Annotated in this window: 22 protein-coding genes, 1 tRNA gene and 1 pseudogene; 11 read left to right on the top strand and 13 right to left on the bottom strand. The window is 38.9% G+C overall.

Going from position 1 to position 20,106, the window contains the following annotated elements; all coding sequences use genetic code 11:
• The 7 genes from KTI79_RS06095 to KTI79_RS06065 all read right to left on the bottom strand — a co-directional run bounded on the left by KTI79_RS06095 (window position 1) and on the right by KTI79_RS06065 (window position 5,721).
• Window positions 1-882, bottom strand: coding sequence for a transporter (locus KTI79_RS06095; RefSeq protein ID WP_032055523.1), 882 nt, complete (start codon window positions 880-882; stop codon window positions 1-3).
• 184 nt (window positions 883-1,066) lie between these two features.
• Window positions 1,067-2,128: an NADH:ubiquinone reductase (Na(+)-transporting) subunit F gene (locus tag KTI79_RS06090; RefSeq protein ID WP_017399432.1), complete on the bottom strand. Its 1,062-nt coding sequence runs from the start codon at window positions 2,126-2,128 to the stop codon at window positions 1,067-1,069.
• Between the two features lie 14 nt (window positions 2,129-2,142).
• A complete protein-coding gene (locus KTI79_RS06085) occupies window positions 2,143-2,505 on the bottom strand; it encodes a phenol hydroxylase subunit P4 (protein ID WP_032055522.1) in 363 nt (120 codons plus the stop codon).
• Between the two features lie 59 nt (window positions 2,506-2,564).
• Window positions 2,565-4,091: an aromatic/alkene/methane monooxygenase hydroxylase/oxygenase subunit alpha gene (locus tag KTI79_RS06080; protein ID WP_004702709.1), complete on the bottom strand. Its 1,527-nt coding sequence runs from the start codon at window positions 4,089-4,091 to the stop codon at window positions 2,565-2,567.
• Window positions 4,092-4,136: 45 nt separating this feature from the next.
• Window positions 4,137-4,403, bottom strand: a complete 267-nt coding sequence (locus tag KTI79_RS06075; RefSeq protein WP_000049448.1) for an MmoB/DmpM family protein — start codon at window positions 4,401-4,403, stop codon at window positions 4,137-4,139.
• A gap of 29 nt (window positions 4,404-4,432) precedes the next feature.
• Complete coding sequence (locus KTI79_RS06070) at window positions 4,433-5,413, bottom strand: aromatic/alkene monooxygenase hydroxylase subunit beta (protein WP_086375761.1); 981 nt, start codon at window positions 5,411-5,413, stop codon at window positions 4,433-4,435.
• Between the two features lie 20 nt (window positions 5,414-5,433).
• Complete coding sequence (locus tag KTI79_RS06065; RefSeq protein WP_000193471.1) at window positions 5,434-5,721, bottom strand: phenol hydroxylase subunit; 288 nt, start codon at window positions 5,719-5,721, stop codon at window positions 5,434-5,436.
• A gap of 369 nt (window positions 5,722-6,090) precedes the next feature.
• On the opposite strand from KTI79_RS06065, the gene mobR reads away from it, so the two are divergent.
• Window positions 6,091-7,761, top strand: coding sequence for a phenol degradation transcriptional regulator MobR (gene mobR / locus KTI79_RS06055; RefSeq protein ID WP_086375760.1), 1,671 nt, complete (start codon window positions 6,091-6,093; stop codon window positions 7,759-7,761).
• 57 nt (window positions 7,762-7,818) lie between these two features.
• Here the strand turns inward: mobR and KTI79_RS06050 are convergent, their stop codons facing one another.
• The gene (locus KTI79_RS06050) at window positions 7,819-8,019 is read right to left on the bottom strand and encodes a heavy-metal-associated domain-containing protein (protein ID WP_077162564.1); all 201 of its coding nucleotides are present in this window, start codon (window positions 8,017-8,019) and stop codon (window positions 7,819-7,821) included.
• Between the two features lie 166 nt (window positions 8,020-8,185).
• Between KTI79_RS06050 and KTI79_RS06045 the strand changes: the two genes are divergently transcribed.
• The 3 genes and pseudogenes from KTI79_RS06045 (at window position 8,186) to KTI79_RS06035 (ending at window position 11,572) form a co-directional block, all read left to right on the top strand.
• Window positions 8,186-10,657 carry a heavy metal translocating P-type ATPase gene (locus KTI79_RS06045; protein ID WP_032055516.1) on the top strand — a complete coding sequence of 824 codons (2,472 nt, stop codon included), beginning with the start codon at window positions 8,186-8,188 and terminating at the stop codon, window positions 10,655-10,657.
• Window positions 10,658-10,732: 75 nt separating this feature from the next.
• On the top strand, window positions 10,733-11,134 hold the full coding sequence (gene cueR, locus KTI79_RS06040; protein ID WP_032055515.1) for a Cu(I)-responsive transcriptional regulator: 402 nt from the start codon (window positions 10,733-10,735) through the stop codon (window positions 11,132-11,134).
• Between the two features lie 29 nt (window positions 11,135-11,163).
• A pseudogene (locus KTI79_RS06035) lies at window positions 11,164-11,572 on the top strand (GFA family protein).
• A 595-nt stretch (window positions 11,573-12,167) separates the two neighbouring features.
• Here the strand turns inward: KTI79_RS06035 and KTI79_RS06030 are convergent.
• Both KTI79_RS06030 and KTI79_RS06025 read right to left on the bottom strand, forming a co-directional pair.
• Window positions 12,168-12,524, bottom strand: a complete 357-nt coding sequence (locus KTI79_RS06030; RefSeq protein WP_032055510.1) for a four-helix bundle copper-binding protein — start codon at window positions 12,522-12,524, stop codon at window positions 12,168-12,170.
• A gap of 474 nt (window positions 12,525-12,998) precedes the next feature.
• Window positions 12,999-13,328: a hypothetical protein gene (locus KTI79_RS06025; RefSeq protein ID WP_032055509.1), complete on the bottom strand. Its 330-nt coding sequence runs from the start codon at window positions 13,326-13,328 to the stop codon at window positions 12,999-13,001.
• 441 nt (window positions 13,329-13,769) lie between these two features.
• On the opposite strand from KTI79_RS06025, the gene KTI79_RS06020 reads away from it, so the two are divergent.
• A complete protein-coding gene (locus KTI79_RS06020) occupies window positions 13,770-14,363 on the top strand; it encodes a LysE family translocator (protein ID WP_005076893.1) in 594 nt (197 codons plus the stop codon).
• A 48-nt stretch (window positions 14,364-14,411) separates the two neighbouring features.
• Window positions 14,412-14,630 carry a hypothetical protein gene (locus KTI79_RS06015; protein ID WP_016141649.1) on the top strand — a complete coding sequence of 73 codons (219 nt, stop codon included), beginning with the start codon at window positions 14,412-14,414 and terminating at the stop codon, window positions 14,628-14,630.
• Window positions 14,631-14,892: 262 nt separating this feature from the next.
• Here the strand turns inward: KTI79_RS06015 and xseB are convergent, their stop codons facing one another.
• Both xseB and xseA read right to left on the bottom strand, forming a co-directional pair.
• On the bottom strand, window positions 14,893-15,087 hold the full coding sequence (xseB, locus tag KTI79_RS06010) for an exodeoxyribonuclease VII small subunit (RefSeq protein ID WP_002119890.1): 195 nt from the start codon (window positions 15,085-15,087) through the stop codon (window positions 14,893-14,895).
• Window positions 15,077-16,342 (bottom strand): exodeoxyribonuclease VII large subunit, encoded by a 1,266-nt coding sequence (xseA, locus tag KTI79_RS06005; RefSeq protein WP_086375759.1) that lies wholly within the window; start codon window positions 16,340-16,342, stop codon window positions 15,077-15,079. Before xseA ends, xseB begins: the two co-directional genes overlap by 11 nt.
• Before the next feature lie 256 nt (window positions 16,343-16,598).
• On the opposite strand from xseA, the gene KTI79_RS06000 reads away from it, so the two are divergent.
• Together KTI79_RS06000 and KTI79_RS05995 are read left to right on the top strand one after the other, a co-directional pair.
• A tRNA-Met gene (locus KTI79_RS06000) sits at window positions 16,599-16,675 on the top strand.
• 174 nt (window positions 16,676-16,849) lie between these two features.
• Window positions 16,850-17,086: a hypothetical protein gene (locus KTI79_RS05995; protein WP_016141647.1), complete on the top strand. Its 237-nt coding sequence runs from the start codon at window positions 16,850-16,852 to the stop codon at window positions 17,084-17,086.
• A gap of 149 nt (window positions 17,087-17,235) precedes the next feature.
• Here KTI79_RS05995 and KTI79_RS05990 read toward each other — a convergent pair whose 3' ends face one another.
• The gene (locus KTI79_RS05990) at window positions 17,236-17,907 is read right to left on the bottom strand and encodes an XRE family transcriptional regulator (protein ID WP_002119885.1); all 672 of its coding nucleotides are present in this window, start codon (window positions 17,905-17,907) and stop codon (window positions 17,236-17,238) included.
• A 672-nt stretch (window positions 17,908-18,579) separates the two neighbouring features.
• On the opposite strand from KTI79_RS05990, the gene KTI79_RS05985 reads away from it, so the two are divergent.
• The 3 genes from KTI79_RS05985 (at window position 18,580) to KTI79_RS05975 (ending at window position 20,008) form a co-directional block, all read left to right on the top strand.
• Entirely contained in the window at window positions 18,580-18,834 is a 255-nt protein-coding gene (locus tag KTI79_RS05985; protein ID WP_016141646.1) for a hypothetical protein, read from the top strand.
• Between the two features lie 209 nt (window positions 18,835-19,043).
• Complete coding sequence (locus KTI79_RS05980) at window positions 19,044-19,433, top strand: hypothetical protein (RefSeq protein ID WP_016141645.1); 390 nt, start codon at window positions 19,044-19,046, stop codon at window positions 19,431-19,433.
• Between the two features lie 29 nt (window positions 19,434-19,462).
• Window positions 19,463-20,008, top strand: coding sequence for a glycoside hydrolase family 108 protein (locus tag KTI79_RS05975; protein ID WP_032055507.1), 546 nt, complete (start codon window positions 19,463-19,465; stop codon window positions 20,006-20,008).
• Window positions 20,009-20,106 lie beyond the last annotated feature (98 nt).

The raw sequence follows: 20,106 nt of genomic DNA, 5'->3' as shown, positions 1-20,106 counted from the left end.
CTAAAAAGCCCAAATCAGTTTTAGCCAGCTGGTATGGCCTTGGGGACGATATTCGACTTCGGTTTCTTTTAAAAATTTGGCTTCGATAGACCAGTTTTTATCGGCATATTGAATGCCTGGCCCAATTGCAAAAGCTTGTCCTTTAAACCCAATGTCACTTCCGTTTACTTTGTCATCTGTAGTTTGTTTAAAAGCATAGCCTTCAACTGCAACTTTGAGTTTGGGGTTAATCCAGTAACCTAAGCTATAGTCACCCGCAATGTATTGTCCAGACTTATAGTCGGTCGCGTCGTTACGTGTATTCCAGCTATAAGACAATTTAGTTGAAAGATCTAAACCGGCTGCGTTGGCATAACTATAGGCAAGAATAGGTCGAATGGTATGGTAGTTTTTCCCGAGATTGGCTTCAACTGGATGTGTCGTACTTGGAGTTTCGTATTCACCTGTTCCCAGTACGGTTTCTAGGGCTGCAATCCAGTGATGATTTCCTTGATGCCAGCCGAGCATACCACCCAAAATCAAGTCTCCGAGACCTTGGTTTGAGTCAGCCATTCCATTTACTTTAAGCCGTAGATCAACCAATGGCTGGGCTGCATAAAACCCGAGTTGTCCATCCAGAATTTTTTGATCGGTCATCCAGACCAACCGTGGAACTACGGCGTTGACATCAACATGGAACTGATCGGGACCATTTTGAAACTCTGATGCGTGATAATTTTGATAATAACTGAGTAGATAGATCCCAGCAGGTGGTAAGGCACCCGCCATCATACCTTCGGCACCTAATGCAAAAGAGTCCGAGCCATTTTCTGTTGCAAATGCAGAAGGAAGGTAAATGGCGCTGATTACACCACATATGATTGCAGCAATTTTGTTATACATAGAATGTCCTATTCTGTGTTGTTTGGTTTGTCACTAAAAAACGTTATTCCTTAACGGTCTTTACAAACTTAAGTCTTTTTAATCTAAAAATTTGGGATGCAGAACTCCTGTGAGCCTTGTATTTGCTTTCTAAATTACAAATACAAAGCTCATTTGAAAAAGCCGAGTGCTTAAAGGTTTATCTTTAAATATGTTTGAATAAAGCTGAACGCGATTGTCCAGCAGCGCCATCGGCTGCACTTAAGAACCGTTCAGTGTGAATGTCCCGTTCGAATAAGCGACTTTGCATGAGTGTTGAAATTGCCGAGTCGATCATGATGGGTGGGCCGCACAAATACGCTTTGTGTCCACCACATCGATTTTCAAAGTAATCGGCAACAGCCTCATGCACGAATCCGGTAAATCCAGTCCATTGATCTTCTACTTTTGGTGCATTGAGAGCAGGGATATAGCGGAAGTTCGGATAGTCTTTTACGAGCTGTTCAAACAATTCTCGGTTGTATAGCTCTGCCAAGTCTCGTGCTCCTTGGAAGAGGTAAATCGTACGACTATCTCCAGACTCAAGTAAATCTAAAATCATCGATTGTGGACTGGAAAGACCTGAACCACCTGCAATGAAAATAGCATTTTGATCATCTGACTTGCGTACGAAAAATTGACCATAAGGACCTGAAATATCAAGCTGATCGCCCGTGGCAAGTTGTTCATGCACATAAGTCGTCGCTGCACCGCCTTCAACTTTACGAATATGCAGCTCAACAATGCCGACTTCACTTGGTGAATTGGCAATTGAAAATGCACGAGTTCCTTCAATATCTGGGAACTGGACATTGATATATTGGCCCGCTTGGAATTCGATTGGGCGATCTAGTTGTAGTCGGATTCCTTTGATGGTCGGCGATAGATCTTTTATTTCAATGACTGTCGCTTGATAATCTTGAACCAAATGACCTAAGAAATCTGGGTCTTCATCGACATCGGCCTCAATAACCATGTCGGATTGTGGTTTACAGCAGCAGGCAAGCACCTTGTTTTCATCACGTTCAATATCCATGAGCGCAAATGGCGAGGCTTCACCGACATCATAAAAACCGTCGGTGACTTGAACCTTACATGTCCCGCAAGTGCCATGACCACAGGCAAAGGGTAACCAAACGCCTTGACGTAAAGCGGCATCTAAAATGGTTTGGTCTTCTTCTACTTCAATCGTTGTTCCGATCGGTTCAATGGTGACTTGATAACTCATGACACACCTCCGAATTAAACGTAGCTGTCGTTATAGCCATTTAACTCTGGCGTAACGAAACGAAGTAATGACTTATGCCCAAAACCAAGCTCTGCCAAAGTTTTTGTACTCTCTGGTTCGATTGTTTGACCATCTAAGGTGTATTGCACTTTTGACCAATCAATTTTGGCAAAATCTGGATGTTGGGCAAAACCACCTGTAATTTGTTGCTCAATCAACTGTCCAAAAGTTTGTTGAGGTGAGGCAAGCATGGCATGTGCCGAGCAAAAGAGGGTGTGATGATCCCAACCCACGTAAAGTAAGAATTGATCGCCATAATTTTTTTGCAGATCAAGCGGTTCAAATTGATAGTTGTTGTGTATCGCGCGAACAGTCATGTTCAATCTCCTTATTTCCTATCAGGCAGCTTGATGACTGCCTGAACAATTCCTTGTGCTTAAGCTGCGTTGCCTTTCCATTTTTTCCAGCGCTGTTGGTCTGGTGAACCTTCAATATCCAGATTGTCGGCGCCCACATTCATGCGGTAATAATCGCGGAGCATGGTTTCGAGGTCACCGCCACCACAGTTGCCTTGCAAAATTTGATTTACAGGTAACCATGCTTGTATATATTTCTCAGGCTCGCGCTCGAAAATGTCATGACAGCCATCTGAACAGGTGTGGTAACGTTCGCCTTGGTAGATGCTATGGCGATAACTAAATTGAGTCGGGTCATCGCCCATTTCGGTAAAAGTCATTGGAATCTGACAAACCTGACAAAGCTGTGGTAAACCTGCGCTGTAGAAGCGTTTACCTTCAGCTTCCATTTTGCGAGCCAACTCCCATTTTGGACGGTAGTATTTATCGAAAGTGTCTGGATATTTAGCAGATAACCAATCCATTTCTTCGTCGGTTGGAATCCATGTATGGAAACCAGCAGCATGACCAAAGTTGTAGAAAATCCACCATGCCTGATGTGAGACATGCTCTTTTTCTTTCACAATCACATCGCTATATTTCGGCATACGAATGCCATAACGGCTTAAATCTTTAAATAGCGCGCCGCCTGCCTGTTCAAAATAAACTTCCCAAGCTTCTTTCCAAGACATCACTTTGTTTGGCAGCATGTAATCCATCATCATGCCTACAATTGAAAGCAAACGAGTTCCACGCCAGAACCATTTATCAATCCATTCCTGCACAATCGGTACATTGTCTTCATGCTGTTCGAGCAAGAATTTTACGATTTCAAGACCAAGCGTCATATGACGCGCTTCATCTGACTGCGCACTAAAACCAAAGGTCACGGTTGCCATATCGCCGTTATAAGCTGCTCCCGACATAAACGGAACAAATAGCAAATTAGTAAGTACATATTCAAAAGCAAAACTAATCGCTAATAAAAACTCGAAAGGTCCGGCAGAACGGGCATCTTCAAAAAATGATTTAGGCACAGACAAATACCAAACGCGGTCATGCATATGCGCCCAGTCTTGGAAGCCATCAAAGAACTTGTTGTAATGGCTCATGGCATGAATTTGAGTCTGTACATGACGCAACTCATCAATCGACTGCATCTGAGAAGCAATACGTGCGCCAATACCACTAAATTGGCGACCTACATGGGCATAGCCTTGATAAGCCTGATATTCAAGTGGGGTCACCGCCGTTAAAAAGAGCTTGATCGCATTTAAGTAGCGTTCATTGCTGACATTCATCTGACCATTGTTTTGAGCAAAGGCATCAAAAATGGCATAAAGTTTTTTCTCTTTTTCTGCCTGATACTTCCAGTAAGCATCCATAGTTAAACGGAATGGATCTTCCCATTTAGACCAGTCCGTAATTTTGATACCTTCAAATTCTTCATAAGGGAAGGCCTCTTTACGGTCAGCATAGGAAAAGTCCCAGTCCAGATCACGGGTTAATGCACGATAACGATCTTTAGCATTTAACTTTTTGCTGGTTTCTTTCGTTTGAGTTGTCATGATTGATCATCCTTAAATCTTTGTTAAACAACATCTATGTTGTGATTAATTCCAATGAAGGCGGAAAGTATCGTCATCTTCTTCGACATTGCCGCCCAGCGTAATCATGTTGAGTTGTAACGATTGGATATCCCAATCTTGGCCTAGTTTTTCAGATACGGTTTCGGCTTTAATCACCAAATCAGTTTCACTTTCAATTCGAATCATGGCTGGTAAATACTGAATTGAAGCTTCAGGGTTATCTTCTTCAATCGCCTCAATGATGTAGCGTGAAGTATCGTTGTCTTGTAATGCGAGATAGACTTTAGACATGTTGCTTCTCCTTAAGCATTTGTAAGTGGTTATAGGCCGAGTTTTTTTGCACGTTCAATAACGGCTTGTTCTGCTTGATCAACTGCCTCTACTGTTAAGGCTGCTGTTGCCCAAGGTGTAAAGGCTGCTTTCACTTGAGCTAGAGACTCAGTGAACCATTCATTTAATAGCTGTTTGTTATGATCGGATTCTGCTGCGGCAGTTTTAATGACGGTGTCTGACCACTTACGTAAATCACCTAAAGTGTCTTTCATAAACTCAGTCAGCATGGCTAAGTCACGAGCATTTTGAGTGACTAACCACTGATCAAACTGTTGATAGACAAGCTCTGTCACAAAGCAGTCAATCACAAGATTTTGTAATAAGAAAAGTTTGAAGTAGTCTTGCTCGGTGAGGCTTTCTTCACACAGACGGCGTAAGCCTTGCCATGCAGGATGTTGCATCCAAGCCTGTTTTGCCTGCTGTAGTGAGTCGCCGCTGTTGCCATCTAAAGCTAAGCCAATACGCGAGATGTACTGCGCAATTCCTAAATGATCCATCGCGGCATAAATACAAGCTTGGGTAAGCACGGTGCCATAACCATAGGCACTGCCAGACATCATGTGTAAGTTTGCAGTTTGTTCAACGTGGCGAAATGGCAATAGGCATTCAATAACCTTAGCTTTGACTTCGTCAGACAAATGCTCTGCAAGCTGACGTTTTTCAAAAAAAGCAAAATTACTTTCGGCTGTGTCTTGTAAACGTGCACGGTGTTGAACATAAGTTCCATAATAGAATTGACGTGGATCTTTAAATGCGTACCAGTCTTGCATTTGCAGGGTCGTATGGGTTTTATCATTTAAGGTCTTTTCAGGTTTCCACAAAGGACGATAGTGAAAGTTAGTTTCTGCCTGTACATCAAAACTTACTTCTTGATATCGAGTGGCTGGCTTAGTACCAAATCGTCTTTCGATATAGGCATAGTTCGGGCGGATAGGTTCGACATTTGACGTTTTGATTTCTAAAGTCATGGCTTTATCTCCTTATATTTTTACATCTGATCATCGTGATCGTTGCTATTACGTTGCGTGCCGACTAAGGTTGCTTCAGTGCCATAGCGCCATTTTTCTTCCTGAGCATCATTAAAAGCTTGTTGCTCTTGGGTCATTTCAACCACTTGATTGGTCTTACAAAAATCATTAAATGCATGTTTAGGCAAAACCAGTTCCACAAATAGACTTGGGTCGTGAATGGCAAAATCGAATTCGATAAACTCTGCGTTTAAGTCGCCAGTGACCCGAATATATTTGGTTAATGCTTCGACTTGAGGTTGCGTCATGCTGTACTCCATCAAGACATGGTCTTGAAATTGATGAATGCTCCTTGCTCTCGCTATAAGCTTTACAAAAGCTATGCCAACTTTATTTTTATGATTAAAAACAATTGTTTAGTATTTTTATTAAAAGTGGGGCATTTTTAAAATTCACTATTTCATGAATTTTTTTGAATGGTGAAATAGAGATATTCATGATTTGATGAAAAGGGTCGTAAAAATTTCTTTTTAGATTGTTTGAGGCTTTAAATGGAGAGATTTAGAAATACTTTTTTAGTATGAAGTTATGTCTTTAAGGTACTAGGACATTTATCTGGTTCTTCGATAAGATGAGATAAAACCCAAATGTGTTTAATGGATTAAAACAGATCACTCATGGCTCGAGTAAAATACGATACAACGGGACGATACGCAGATCATCCGCAAGAAATTCATGATTTGCTGTCTAAACTGCACTTTGATACTGCCCACGGCCAAATCTGGTTTGATGAATATCGGATGCTGCTTTTACACACCAGCATTATGGGGTATTTGCGTAAAGACTTAGCACACATGATAGGCCTTGAGCGGACTAAGCGTTTCTTTATTCGATTAGGGTATCAAGCTGGGTTAAAAGATGCAGAAGTTACAACAAAAATGCGTCCCGATTTAAATGAACACGATGCTTTTATGGCGGGTCCACAAATGCATGCGATTCGTGGAATGGTGCAAGTACAGGCCAACCAGCTCAATTTAAGCCACGATAAAAAACAGTTTTATGCTGATTTAAATTGGCTCAACTCTTTTGAAGCCGATGTGCATTTAGAGCATTTTGGCCCAAGTGATGAACCTGCGTGCTGGATGCTTCTGGGTTATGCGTGCGGCTACAGTAGTTTTGCGACGGGCATGACCATTATTTATCAAGAAATAGAGTGTAAAGCTTGTGGCGATGAGCATTGCCGTATTATCGGTAAGCCTTTAGAAGAGTGGGAAAATGCTGATGAGCTGATTCAGTTCATGTCACCCGAACCCATGGAAAAAGAATTGATTGCGTTGCAGGCTGAACTTTTTGAACTTAAAAAATCAATTTATAGCGACAGTGAAGCCGATTACCAATTATTTAGTTCTGTGGGTAAGTCAGCATCTTATAAACAGGTCTGTGCATTATTAACAAAAGCTGCGGGTTCGAAAGTTTCTATTTTGCTGCAAGGTGAAACCGGCGTTGGTAAAGAGGCTTTTGCACGAGGTGTCCATGCAAATAGCCAAAGAAAAGACCAGCCCTTTATTGCGGTAAACTGTGCAGCAATTCCACCAGAGTTAATTGAGTCTGAGTTATTTGGGGTAGAAAAAGGGGCCTATACGGGTGCGCATCAATCTCGGTTGGGTAAGTTTGAACGAGCCAATGGCGGTACGATTTTTTTAGATGAAGTGATTGAACTTTCTCCTCGTGCACAAGCAGCACTATTACGCATTTTGCAAGAAGGTGAATTTGAGCGAATAGGAGATTCACAGACACGTATTTTAGATGTTCGTGTAATTACAGCAACCAATGAAGATCTTGAGCAGGCTGTAAAAACAGGGCGCTTTCGGGCAGATTTGTACTATCGCTTAAATATTTTTCCAGTGCAGATTCCACCTTTGCGGGAGCGCCGTGAAGACATTCCTTTACTGGTTGAACACTTTCTTCATCGCTTTGAAAAAATGTACAGTAAAACCATTCAAGGTGTAAGTGAAAAGACTAAAGTTTTTATGCAGCAATATGAATGGCCGGGTAATATTCGCGAGTTGGAAAACTTATTAGAAAGGGCGGTTTTATTAACGGACGATCAGCAACTGATTAAGTTAAATGCCATTTTTCCACAGATCAAGCATGACCCAGAGCAGGCTGTAGCTGTTGAAACCGACTTTGAGCAATTATTAAAGGCAGAGTTTAATTTAGAAGAACACGAGAAGCAGTTAATTTTAACGGCTTTAAAAAAGGCAAATCATAATGTGTCAGAAGCGGCACGCTTATTGGGACTAACTCGGGCAGCACTAGACTATCGAATTAAAAAATTTCAGCTTTGAGTCAATATCAATAAGCTCAAAAATAAAGGCCTAACTTTAAACGTTAGGCCTTATTCATTATTGCACTTGAGCTGGGAAACCATCTTCTTCAAGTGCTTCGGTAATTTTATCGACGCTTTCACTGCTTTCAACAGTCACGATTTTGGTCGCTAAATCTACATCTACTTTTGCATTTGGGTCGATATCTTGAATCGTCGCAGTCACGCCACGAGCGCAGCCACCACAAGTCATATTTTCAATAAGTAGTTTCATGTTCATACTCCATCAAGAATGAGATGTTTGTTTGGATAACACTGAGTCTAAACCTTGTCATGATTGTAAGGTCAAGACCAATTTTTTAAAAAAATATGCTTGACCTTCCCATGGTGGGAATCTGTATGCTCAATACAGATTATTAAATTTTGCAGATTTGCAGAGGTGTTTGATGGACTCAAAAAACACAAAATTGCCAGCATATAGTGAAACACTTCCAATCGAAGGCATGACCTGTGCCTCGTGTGTAGGTCGTGTCGAAAAAGCACTTAAGAAAGTTGAAAATGTAGAGATTGCCAACGTTAATTTGGCAACAGAAAAAGCCGTTGTTTATTCAAATCAACCGATTCAGCGTGAAGCACTGGTTAAAGCAGTTGAACGAGCAGGTTATGATGTTCCAAAAGCTGCACCAGTAGAGTTGTCTATTGAGGGTATGACCTGTGCATCTTGTGTTGCACGTGTTGAAAAAGCCCTTAAAAAAGTAGACGGCGTTCAAGAAGCTACGGTCAACTTAGCAACAGAGCAGGCTTGGGTGCAGGCAGATGCATCAGTCAATGTTGAAGACTTAATTCGCGCTGTTAAAAAAGCAGGTTACGACGCAAAAGCATCTGAAAAAAATCAAGATGAGCAACTCGATAAAAAAGCATCAGAGTTAGATCAGCTTAAAAAAGATTTGATCATTTCGATTGTGTTGGCCTTACCTGTGTTTATTTTGGAAATGGGTTCACATCTCATTCCAGCTTTTCACATGTGGGTCATGCACACCATTGGTCAATACAATAGCTGGCTTTTACAGTTTGCTTTAACCACATTAGTTCTCGTTTTTCCTGGTCGCCGTTTTTACCAAAAAGGTATTCCAGCCTTATGGCGTTTAGCGCCAGATATGAACTCGCTGGTTGCTGTTGGAACCTTGGCTGCCTACAGTTTTTCAGTCGTGGCAACCTTTATGCCACACGTATTACCCCAAGGCACGGTCAATATTTACTTTGAAGCGGCTGCCGTTATTGTTAGTTTAATTTTACTCGGGCGATATTTTGAAGCCAAAGCCAAAGGACGAACCTCGCAAGCCATTCAACATTTAGTGGGAATGCAACCTAAAACAGCGCGTATTCAGCGTGATGGTCAAATGGTTGAAGTTGCTGTTGCTGAAGTGGTCAGTGGAACTATTGTAGAAATTCGCCCGGGTGAACGTGTGCCTGTCGATGGTGAAGTGGTTGAAGGGCACAGCTATATTAATGAATCTATGATTACGGGTGAGCCAGTCCCTGTTGAAAAAATAGTAGGGCATCAGGTGGTCGGTGGTACAGTCAACCAGAACGGTACTCTAAACATTCGGGCAACCGCAGTGGGTAGCTCGTCTGTACTTTCACAAATTATTCGCATGGTTGAACAAGCCCAAGGTTCTAAACTTCCGATTCAGGGTTTAGTCGATAAAGTCACTATGTGGTTTGTGCCTGTAGTCATGTTAATTGCTGCAATTACTTTCTTGGTTTGGTTTATTTGGGGGCCAGAGCCTGCGCTCACTTTTGGTTTAGTGAATGCGGTTGCAGTACTCATTATTGCGTGTCCTTGTGCCATGGGACTTGCAACACCAACTTCTATTATGGTCGGTACTGGACGTGGTGCTGAGTTAGGTGTCTTGTTCCGTAAAGGTGAAGCTTTGCAGCTTTTACAAGAAGCGCAGGTCGTTGCAGTTGATAAAACGGGTACGCTCACCGAAGGCAAACCGACACTGACAGACTTTAATGTGCAATCAGGTTTTGAACGTAAACAAGTGCTGACTTTAGTTGCCTCTGTCGAAGCCAAGTCTGAACACCCGATTGCTCTCGCGATTGTTCAAGCAGCAGAAAGTGAAGGCCTAAACCTATTACCCGTAACCGCTTTTAATTCGATTACAGGTTCAGGTATTGAAGCGGAAGTTTCAGGCCAAAAAGTACAAATTGGCGCAGATCGTTATATGCACCAACTTGGTTTAGATACCAGCTCATTCCAAGCGATTGCTGCTCAGTTAGGTGAAGAAGGCAAAACACCACTCTATGTTGCCATTGACCAGCAACTTGCAGCAATTATTGCCGTGGCAGACCCAATTAAAGAAACAACCTATGCTGCGATTGAGGCCTTGCATCAATTAGGTCTCAAGGTTGCCATGATTACAGGAGACAACCGTCATACGGCACAAGCCATTGCCAAAAAGCTGAATATTGATGAAGTTGTGGCAGAGGTTTTACCCGAAGGCAAAGTGGACACAGTTCGCCAACTGCAAAAACAATATGGTCGCTTAGCTTTTGTCGGTGATGGTATTAACGACGCACCAGCCTTGGCGCAAGCAGACGTGGGCTTAGCCATTGGTACAGGAACTGATGTTGCTATTGAAGCTGCCGATGTGGTGCTGATGTCAGGCAGTTTAAAAGGCGTACCGAACGCAATTGCGCTAAGTAAAGCAACCATGCGAAACATACGTCAAAACCTGTTCTGGGCATTTGTATATAACGTTGCTTTAATTCCAATTGCAGCAGGTGCCCTATATCCAGCATTTGGTGTGTTACTTTCACCTATGTTTGCAGCAGGCGCGATGGCACTTTCTTCAGTCTTTGTTTTAGGCAATGCGTTACGCTTAAAACGCTTTCATGCGCCAGTAGAGTAAGCGTGCTGAAAATCAACTTTTGGTTTAAGATCATGACATCAGGTCTTAAACCAAATTTAATATTTGAGGTGTGAGATGAATATCGGTCAGGCATCCAAACATTCGGGCATTTCGGCGAAAATGATTCGCTACTATGAAGAAATCGGTTTACTTGAAGCAGCTCAGCGTTCTGCTTCTGGCTATCGTATTTACTCAGAAACAGACCTTAAAACTTTAAACTTTTTAAAACACGCGAGAGAGTTAGGTTTTTCATCAGAACAGATGAAAGAGCTTATTTCGCTTTGGAAAAACACAGATCGGCAGAGTGCTGAGGTGAAAGCCTTAACCATAAAACACATTGCCGAATTAAAACAGAAAATTGCCCATCTACAAGAAATGGTTAATATTTTGCAGGCTTCAGCCGATGATTGCTGCGGTAACCAACAAGCTTCTTGTGCCATCTTAGATCATATTGAAAAAGGTGTGGGTGTAAGCTAAGTTTCATTAAAATAAAAAAAGGAAAAATGATGGCTTATACAGCTTCTTGTCTTTGTAATGGGATTCAACTGCAAATTAATAGCGAATTAGCACCCATCATGGTTTGTCATTGTACACAATGTCAAAAAGCACAAGGAGCTGCTTTTGCTGCCATTACCCAAGTACAAAAAAGTGACTTAAATATTGTGCAAGGTGAAAAGCTTTTACAGGCTTATTTTGCTTCTCCAAACAAAAAAGAGAGTGTTCTGTAAAACTTGTGGTTCACCGATCTGGAGTGAACGTCTAGATAAACCTGATGTGGTGCGTTTAAGGGTAGGTCTGATTAATGAGGAAATATCGACGTCAGTCATCTCTCATGCTTTCGTCTCTTCAAAAGTGAAGTGGTATCCAATTTGCGATAATGCTCGCCAATACCAAAATGGGGTAGAAAACCCTTAAATATTAAGGTTAGAACGTATTTTATTCATTTGTAAAAAAACGTGAACAAGACTAGCCATGAATAAATAATGTGCTATAACTGTACCTAAGGTAATCGTAATATCTCCTCGATCCACAGGGAAACTTGGGACAGGGCAAAAGATACGATAAGACCTTACATATAGCTAGCAAAGAGCAAACCAAGAGATGGATAGACACAAATCTTAGATTGCTCACCGTTGCAGAAAAGCCCGTGAAACGGGCTTTTTTAATGCCTGTAAAAACTATTTCTTATGTAGAGATAGCTTATATTTTTAACTTATTTATGAAAAAGTAATGTAAAAATAATAAAATATTTCAAATATACAGACTATTCTGCATTGCTTTTTATTTTTATTCGCTGTACATTTAGTTAACGGTTTAAAGTTCAAGTTTAATAATGAACTCATGGTCGTTGTGGGAGATCTAAGAGCCTGCATTTTCCCCAAGATGCGGGTTTTTTTTATGCCTATAAAAAAGTATTCCTTAAATAATAAATATATAATTTGTTGTTATTTAAAATATTTTAATCAGCCTACGCTCTAAAGACGCGTAGGCTTTACATCTGGAAAATTATTTAAGCACGATAGGCAAGACAAGCTTGAGCACAGGCTAAACATGCTTTCGCACAGATCTGACAATGTTCATGCTCATGTTTGCTGCATTCCGCTGCACAAAGTTGACATGCATTTGCGCAAAGTTGCATTGCTGGCTCCGCTAGTTCTGAGTTTCTTAGTTCTAACGACGTACAAAGCTGGCAAATCTCTACGCATGTCATGCAATGCTTAATACATTCACGCATCATACTTACATGTTCTTCTTGTAAACAGGCTGCTGCACAGGTTTTGCAGGCAATCATACATTCAATGCATGCTTGGATTGAGGTAGAGGTATCACAAAATAAAGAAGGATTGGTTTCTTGTTGCATTTCCATAAGAGTTCTCCTGTCGAAGACTATTATTAAAAAACAGAATATTGTTATCTTTTTTCATTTTATAAAATCATTTCTTTGGCAGGTGAGTTTGAAATGAAAGGTCTACAAACACTCAATAGGGAGTTAACCTCGTATAAGAATGTTACATCTCCTGTATGTAGATCGGTTTGAGTTGATTTATAAAACGCAAAATACCGATAAAAAATTAGGTTTAAAATTTGATTCGATATAATACTTTTGGCTAATTTCTTATTGTTTGAAATTTGTGCAAATTATCAGTGTGAACTTTAAGGGCACACGAAATGGAAAACGTTAATCAATACGCTCACGGAGCTGAGCATGAAGTCCACATACATTGCAAACGATCATTAAGCACACTAATACTGAGTATGTTTGTATTAATCGCAACAGGTCGTTAAAGGAAAAAGCACCCGAGGGTGCTTTTTCTATATGCGTTTACAGAGGAAAATAAGTTTAGGAGTTGATAAAGCCACGGCGTTTTTTGTAGGCTTTACGGTCATAAGAAGGGATGTTGGATTGTTGGAGATCAATCGCAAGTTGTTTCTTGCGTTGAAACTGAACTTCACTTAGAAGAGCAGCATAAATTTTGGGACGGTCAGTTTTAAACTTTTCTACATCCAATGGAATCATATCTTCATTTTTGACAATGTACACAACAGAGCCATTGCCATTCATTTCATAAACCGTCCAACCCACTCGTACAATGTAGAGTCCGGTTTTCTGATTCTTTCCTAAATAAGATTTAAAACCATCTGGATGAGGGCGAACATAAGCATTCATCATGCATCCTCCATCATCTGATTTATGTGATGAAAGCGGCGATCAATGAATTGATGGGGAACGGGACATCATATTCAGTAAAATCACGATTTCTAGTTGTTTATATATTGATCAATTTTCAAATTTCAAGTAAGAAAAACGATTATTAAGTAAACTAAATGAGTGCAATATATTAAAAATAACAACTTATTTTTTTGAGTGAAAATCTCGAGTTATTTTTTTTGATGAGCTTGTAAAAATAGCTCGTTATTCTCTATTTCTGTGATCAATTTTGCATATTTAAAATTGTTGAAACTGTAAGTGAATTTAAGGTCAGTTTAACTTAATTAATTGTTTTAAAAATAAATAATTAAATATTAATATTTCTTGTTACAACCATTATGTCGACAATAGATATTCCTTTTTGACATATTTCGCCTAGCATAACTAAAGAGTTCGTTGCCTATGGTGTCATTTATGTTTATTGGACTTGTGGTCACCATTTTGTTGACTCCAGGCCCAACAAATACATTGTTAGCTTCGGCTGGAATACAAGCAGGGGTGAAGCAGTCTCTTAAACTTATTCCTGCTGAAGTGATGGGTTATCTCATTGCAATTACTTCATGGGGTGTTTTGCTTGAGTCAGTTTCACATTTTATCCCTTGGCTTCCTGCCTTATTAAAGTTAATAAGTGCAACTTTTATTCTCTACCTTGCATTTAAACTTTGGATAACATCAACAAATGACATCAAATTAGACAACCCACTGATTACGCCTAAGGCTTTATTTGTTGCAACACTTTTAAATCCTAAAGCTTTACTCTTTGCTTCTGCTATTTTTCCACATGCAGCATGGGAAGTGCTTCACGTTTATTTTGTGCATATTGCTATTTTTTTATCATTAATTACACCCATTGCATTTTTATGGATTGCTTTTGGAACCGTATTAATTTCAAACAAAGTAACTTGGTTAAACCAACGTAATTTACAACGTACGGCTGCATTTATCTTAACTTTTTTTGCTATGCCAATCGGCTATTCTGCGATTAGCTCATTTTAAACTTAACCCATTATTTATATTAAAAAATTTAATTTTCAGGAGATTTTCATGACAAGATTAAAAGTAATTATCAAGGATCAGTTTGATAAAGAATCAATTGCTTTGGCAAAAGTTAGGCCAATGAATGATCACGCGCTCGAACTTCATAAGAGCGTTGAACATATTGAAATTAATGACGATATTATTTTGCCTAATATGGATTTGCTCTATGAAAATCCAAAAGACGGCAAAATTTATCAATTAATTGGACCTTTTAGCGAGGAATAGGTCTTAAATTAAGTTTAACGATAATCATGAGTAGAGCTTGTGTCTGGTTTGATCTTAATAATAGAAGTTTAGTTAAGATTTGGTGAAAATTAAGTCAAACTAACCTACAGACACAATTAAAATATTGAACATCTAAAATGGTTATGGGACTATGCTTATGCAAAAGTGTGACCTAATCCACATTTTTGTATTTCAGGATTAAGTGGATTTCACTAAGCCCATTCCTTCAATGAGAAGTAGGAATGGGCTTTTTCTATTCAATTTATTCTTTAAATGTTTCATCTAAAGCTTGCTGAACAGCTTCTATACGTGACTTACACGCTTTATAAGCAGTAATCGATTCTTCAACGATTTTCATTAAATTATCAATATCTGGGCTTTCTTGAGATTCTAATAATTCGGCATTTTTCTTCAAAATGTCATGGCCGTCCTTAAACGTTAACTCTTCATTCTTCATTTGGAATTACCTGTGTAATGTTGGCTTCAACCACACCATCTTGCATTTCAATAGCAATGGCAGGGCTTGAAATTTGATGGATAGAGCGAATCGCTTTTCCTTCTGATCTAACAATTGCATAGCCTTTGGCTTGAACCTGTTTCGGGTTTTGCAAAAGGATTTCTTTCATCAAAGATTCGATTTGGGCTAATGAAAATTTAACTTGTTGCTGTGAGCTAAACTGAATACGTTCTTTCATCTGGTCAAGCAAACGATGTGCCGAGCTAAGCTGACTCTGTGCCGAAGATTTTATGTGATGAAGCAGTTGGTCATTTTTGCTTTGATAGGTCGTGATTTGATGCTGAGAAAGCAGCTTGATGGTTTGTAGACTATCTACTGCTTCTTGTACACGCTCAACAATATGGTTGCGAATACCAGCAATCACTTTACTTGGTGTATCAAACGAACGGTGTGCAATCTCATCTAAGATAGTACGGTCTTTTTCATGACCAATTCCCACCCAAATCGGTACACTGCGTTTGCAGAGCAGAGCGGCAAGCTCATAATCATTTAAATAAGCCAAGTCATTAACAGCACCTCCACCACGAATAATCACAATCAAATCTGGTGGAAATGTAAATGTGCTGGCCCATTGTCTTAAACCTGAACCTAAAGACTCAATCAAACTGGTTGCAGCCGTATTTCCTTGAAATGTCGCGCTGTGATACACAAAATGGCAAACCCCATTTCTCTCTAGAGCATCCGCATCTTTTTTAAAGTCGCCGAGGCCCGCTGCATTTTGAGGGGCAATCACTAAAACATTTTGTATATCAAAAGGAGTAGGGAGGAGTTTATTTTTATGAATTAAGCCTTCTTGAGTGAGTCGTTCAATAATTTGCTGATAACGTTTAGCAATTTCACCCAATGTAAAGCTTGAGTCAATCTCTTCAATATTGACCGAAAACCCATATTGAGGATCAAAACGTGCTCTAATTTTGATAAGCACATTTAAGTCACTTGAGATTTCGATACCAGTTTCACGTTCAAACTTTAAAACAATTTTACTTGCTGAAAATTTCCAGATTGTGGCTTTACAACTAGCAATGACTTTATCTGTCTCGGCATCTTTTTCTGCGAGTTCTAGATAATAATGGCCACCTTTAACATTTAAATTTCGAATTTCTGCTTTTACCCAAACTGGTTCATCAAAGGCCAGACGGATAACTTCCTGAACTGTGCCGAGATATTCACTAAGGGAAAACTGAGGTTCAGACATAGGAATTAAAGATTAAAGGGCCAAACTAGATAGTATAAAAGCCACCCATCCAAGGCAATTGCTGTTTATGAATATGAGGTTCTGTTTAAAATAAATACAACAATTTAAACAACTAAATGCTGGAAATCGATATGGCTATTTAGACCGAATGGTTAAAATGAAAAATTAATAAAAAGATAATTCTTAATAATTACAACCGATTAAAAAATAAGGTTTGCTTTATAAAATATATGAGCGTATAAAGCTTACTTCCAATTGCGGGGTGGAGCAGTCTGGTAGCTCGTCGGGCTCATAACCCGAAGGTCGTTGGTTCAAATCCGGCCCCCGCAACCAAAATATTATGCTCTGTGATGTACCACTTTTCATAATACAAAAATTATGAAAAGCAATTAGCTTATAAATAACCCTATATAAAGCTAAATATTAAATTCTAGACTGACTGTCCATACCTTAAATCTAGCGTTCTAATTAAATACCGTTAAATCACATGAGCTCAGTGATGAGTGAATGATTGTGAATATAGTAAATGAGTGGCTAATTGCCACAGCCGTAAATGGCAACGAAATTAATGTGAGGATTGTTCCTCATGTGCGTAAACAAAACTCTCTCGATGGATATCGTTGGGTCGAAGTTGGTAAAAAAATTCAACTTCAATCTGGTGAAGAAATTGAGTTAAACCAAGATGGTAAAAGCTTCTACGCTGGATTTAATCAACTTTATCGTTTAAGTAATACGTATTGTTGATCATGTTAGGCGTTAAAGCAAAAAACCTATCTCTTTTAATGGAGATAGGTTTTTTTATGTCTACATGTTATATAAATAATTAAAGTTATATAAAGGTAAACGCTATTAAAGCAATCAAATTATTATTTTAGCTATATTTAATAGCTCAATTAGCCTGCTCGCCAAAACTGGCGACCCATAACCTTAAAGTTTTTACCGTTCTCTTCTGTTACACGTCGGTCTCTAAATTTTTCATTTAAGCTATGCAAAATTAAAGAACCGTCTGCTTCTTTAAAAATTTGTTTAATCATTCCTTCGCCAGCAAAGTAAACCGCATAAATCTCGCCATCAATGACTTCAGTCTGTGAGATATCAATACCGACCAAATCTCCATCTTTAATGTAGTCTGTCATGCTATCGCCCTTTGCTTTAATAATACGCATGCATTCTTGTGCAACACGTTTTTCTTTAAAGAATGAAGCGGGGAAAGGAATTTTTCCATTAATCGCATCAAAGTGAAATTCAATAGATTCGCCGGTCCCGCAAGAAAAGTTAGCTTCTACCACCTCAATCCAAACATATTGATCGGTAGATTCTGCACTCACCACAGTAGGGCTAAATACGTCGCTTTCTCTAAACGAATCTTCTGTATTCCCAGTCGTTAACCAATAACCATCCACACCTAAAAACTGAGCAATTAAAGGAAGAAACGCAGATTTCAAATTTTTCCCAGATTCTAAAGCCTGATAGGCTGGCTGAGACATTTTTACTGCTTCTGCCACTTCAGCCTGAGTTTTTTTGGCTTTAATTCTAGAATCTTTTAAACGGTCTTTAAGAGCCATAATGGTCACACCAGCAAACTTATAACAAATATATAACTAAAGTTATATCGAGTAAAACAACTATAGTTATTGACTAATAATAACTATGGTTATAATATCAGTTATATCTTCAGATGCATAGATAAAGTTTAAATTGTGTTTAAGTGACTATTTTTAGCTTTATCAGGGCGTTGAGATCAAAGCTAAATTTATTTTGTTTCTATAAGTAGCAGAATAAAAGGGAGATAGCTCAATAATTATTTGCTAAGAGGCTATCAAAACAAAAATTGAATAAAAAAAGCCCGATTCCGTGGATCAGGCTTAATGTTCGTCGATAAAGGGTATCAAGAACATGAAGAATTTAACAAAGATTGTGAGCTCTAACAAAAGTTTCCGATATACGGCAAAGCCTTATATGAACTTTTTGGTCAAAAAATTAAAGTATGGAAAATGTTTAATTGTAGAAGCTTTAATACTTTTTTACATTTTTCGAAAAGGAAATATTTATTTGTAAATTACGCCTTTAAATATATAACGTTTAGGTCTTTATGATTGTTGTACCAGAAGAAACGTTTCGGACACATATTTGTAGTAATAGCTTGGCTATATTGCTGAGAGAATGTATGAAAACTTTAAGAATAACAAACGATAAAGACGCCTTACTAAACGAGTGAGTTGAGTTGGAGATAGTGAATGACTACAGCAATGCAGAACAGAGCTAAACAACTTAAAAATGCAAAACGTGGAGGGTATGTCCCAACAATTGCAAAAGACGTAAACAAATATAAGGTACAAAAAATAAAAAGAGCACTCGAGGAGGCAAAGCAGATTGTCAATGAACTTGAAGATGAAGCATTCATATTTGATGATCAAGTCTCTATGCAAAAAGCGCTAGGTGCAATCACAGTAATTGAGTTGATTGAACAGGCCTTAAGCAGTGCACACTAACAGGCTTTAGCATACAAACATTCTTTCTTGAGCCCCTGAAATATGGGGTCAAGGATAAGTTCGTCTTGCGATTTGGCGCGGTTTAAAAGCGTTAGTGTTTTTTATTGACTGTAATAAAGAAAACTAAGGGTAACTATAAAACATAAAAAACAACAAGCTAATGATTATGTTGATTTTTTAAGTTTTACCCTTTAAAGCAGGACAAAGTCATGGAAACAGTTTCAACCAGTGGGTTAGCCACTTTTTTAAATATTTATAGCATTGCCATTATGGTGGCTTTTGCAGTCAGCTTAGTTGTCGCAGTTGTATTAATGATGCGTTTTCCGCGTTCACCACAAGAATGGATTGTGGGTCTCATCTGTACCGTAGTTTCAAGTCTGACAGGCGGTTCCTTCATTATTATGAAATGGAATTTACATGAATGGGTATCCGATATTTGGGGAATGATCACGCTATGTGGATTCTTCTTCATTTGCGGATTACCGGGCTGGGCTATTGTGAGATGGATATTTAACTTTATCAATAAACAAGAAGGTAAAACGATTGTGGAGGTCATGAAAGACCTAAAAAAGGCGAAAGATGATCTTCAAAATAGTTAAGACGGATTCAATCATATAGGTAAAATAAAATGAATATTGATCAATACTTAGAATCACTCATCAGCCGAGAAGGCGGCTATGTTAACCATCCATCTGATCACGGCCATGCCACCAAATTTGGTATTACAGAAGCCGTCGCTCGATCAAATGGATATCAAGGCTATATGCAAGATTTACCATTAACCGTGGCTAAATCTATCTATAAACAACAATATTGGCTTGAACCTCAGTTTGACCAAATTGATACGATTAGCCCCGCTATTGCCGAAGAGTTACTCGATACAGCTATCAACTGTGGGGTCAATTTTGCAAAGCCTTTATTACAACGTGCTTTAAATCTGCTGAATAAAGAGGGAAAAGAAGGTTGGCCAAATCTTGTTATAGATGGTCAATATGGTCCTCTCACTTTTCAAGCTCTTAAGATGTATTTAAATAACCGACATAAAGAAGGTGAAAAGGTGTTAGTCCGTGTTTTAAATATTATGCAAGGGCAGCGTTATATCGAAATTACAGAGAATAACCCTAAGTATGAAGATTTTTTTTATGGTTGGATATTAAACAGAGTAGCGGTCTAAAAATTGTAATTAGATAAAAATATGTTTAAAGATCAAAAGACTTGAAAAGCCTAACCATGAGTTTAGGCTTTTTAAAACATAATATATTGAGTAATAAT

This window comes from Acinetobacter sp. WU_MDCI_Abxd143 (genome assembly GCF_025514195.1).
Lineage (GTDB): Bacteria > Pseudomonadota > Gammaproteobacteria > Pseudomonadales > Moraxellaceae > Acinetobacter > Acinetobacter pittii_H.
The sequence above is the reverse complement of the archived record's forward strand: the minus strand, read 5'-3'. Positions and strand labels throughout refer to the sequence as shown.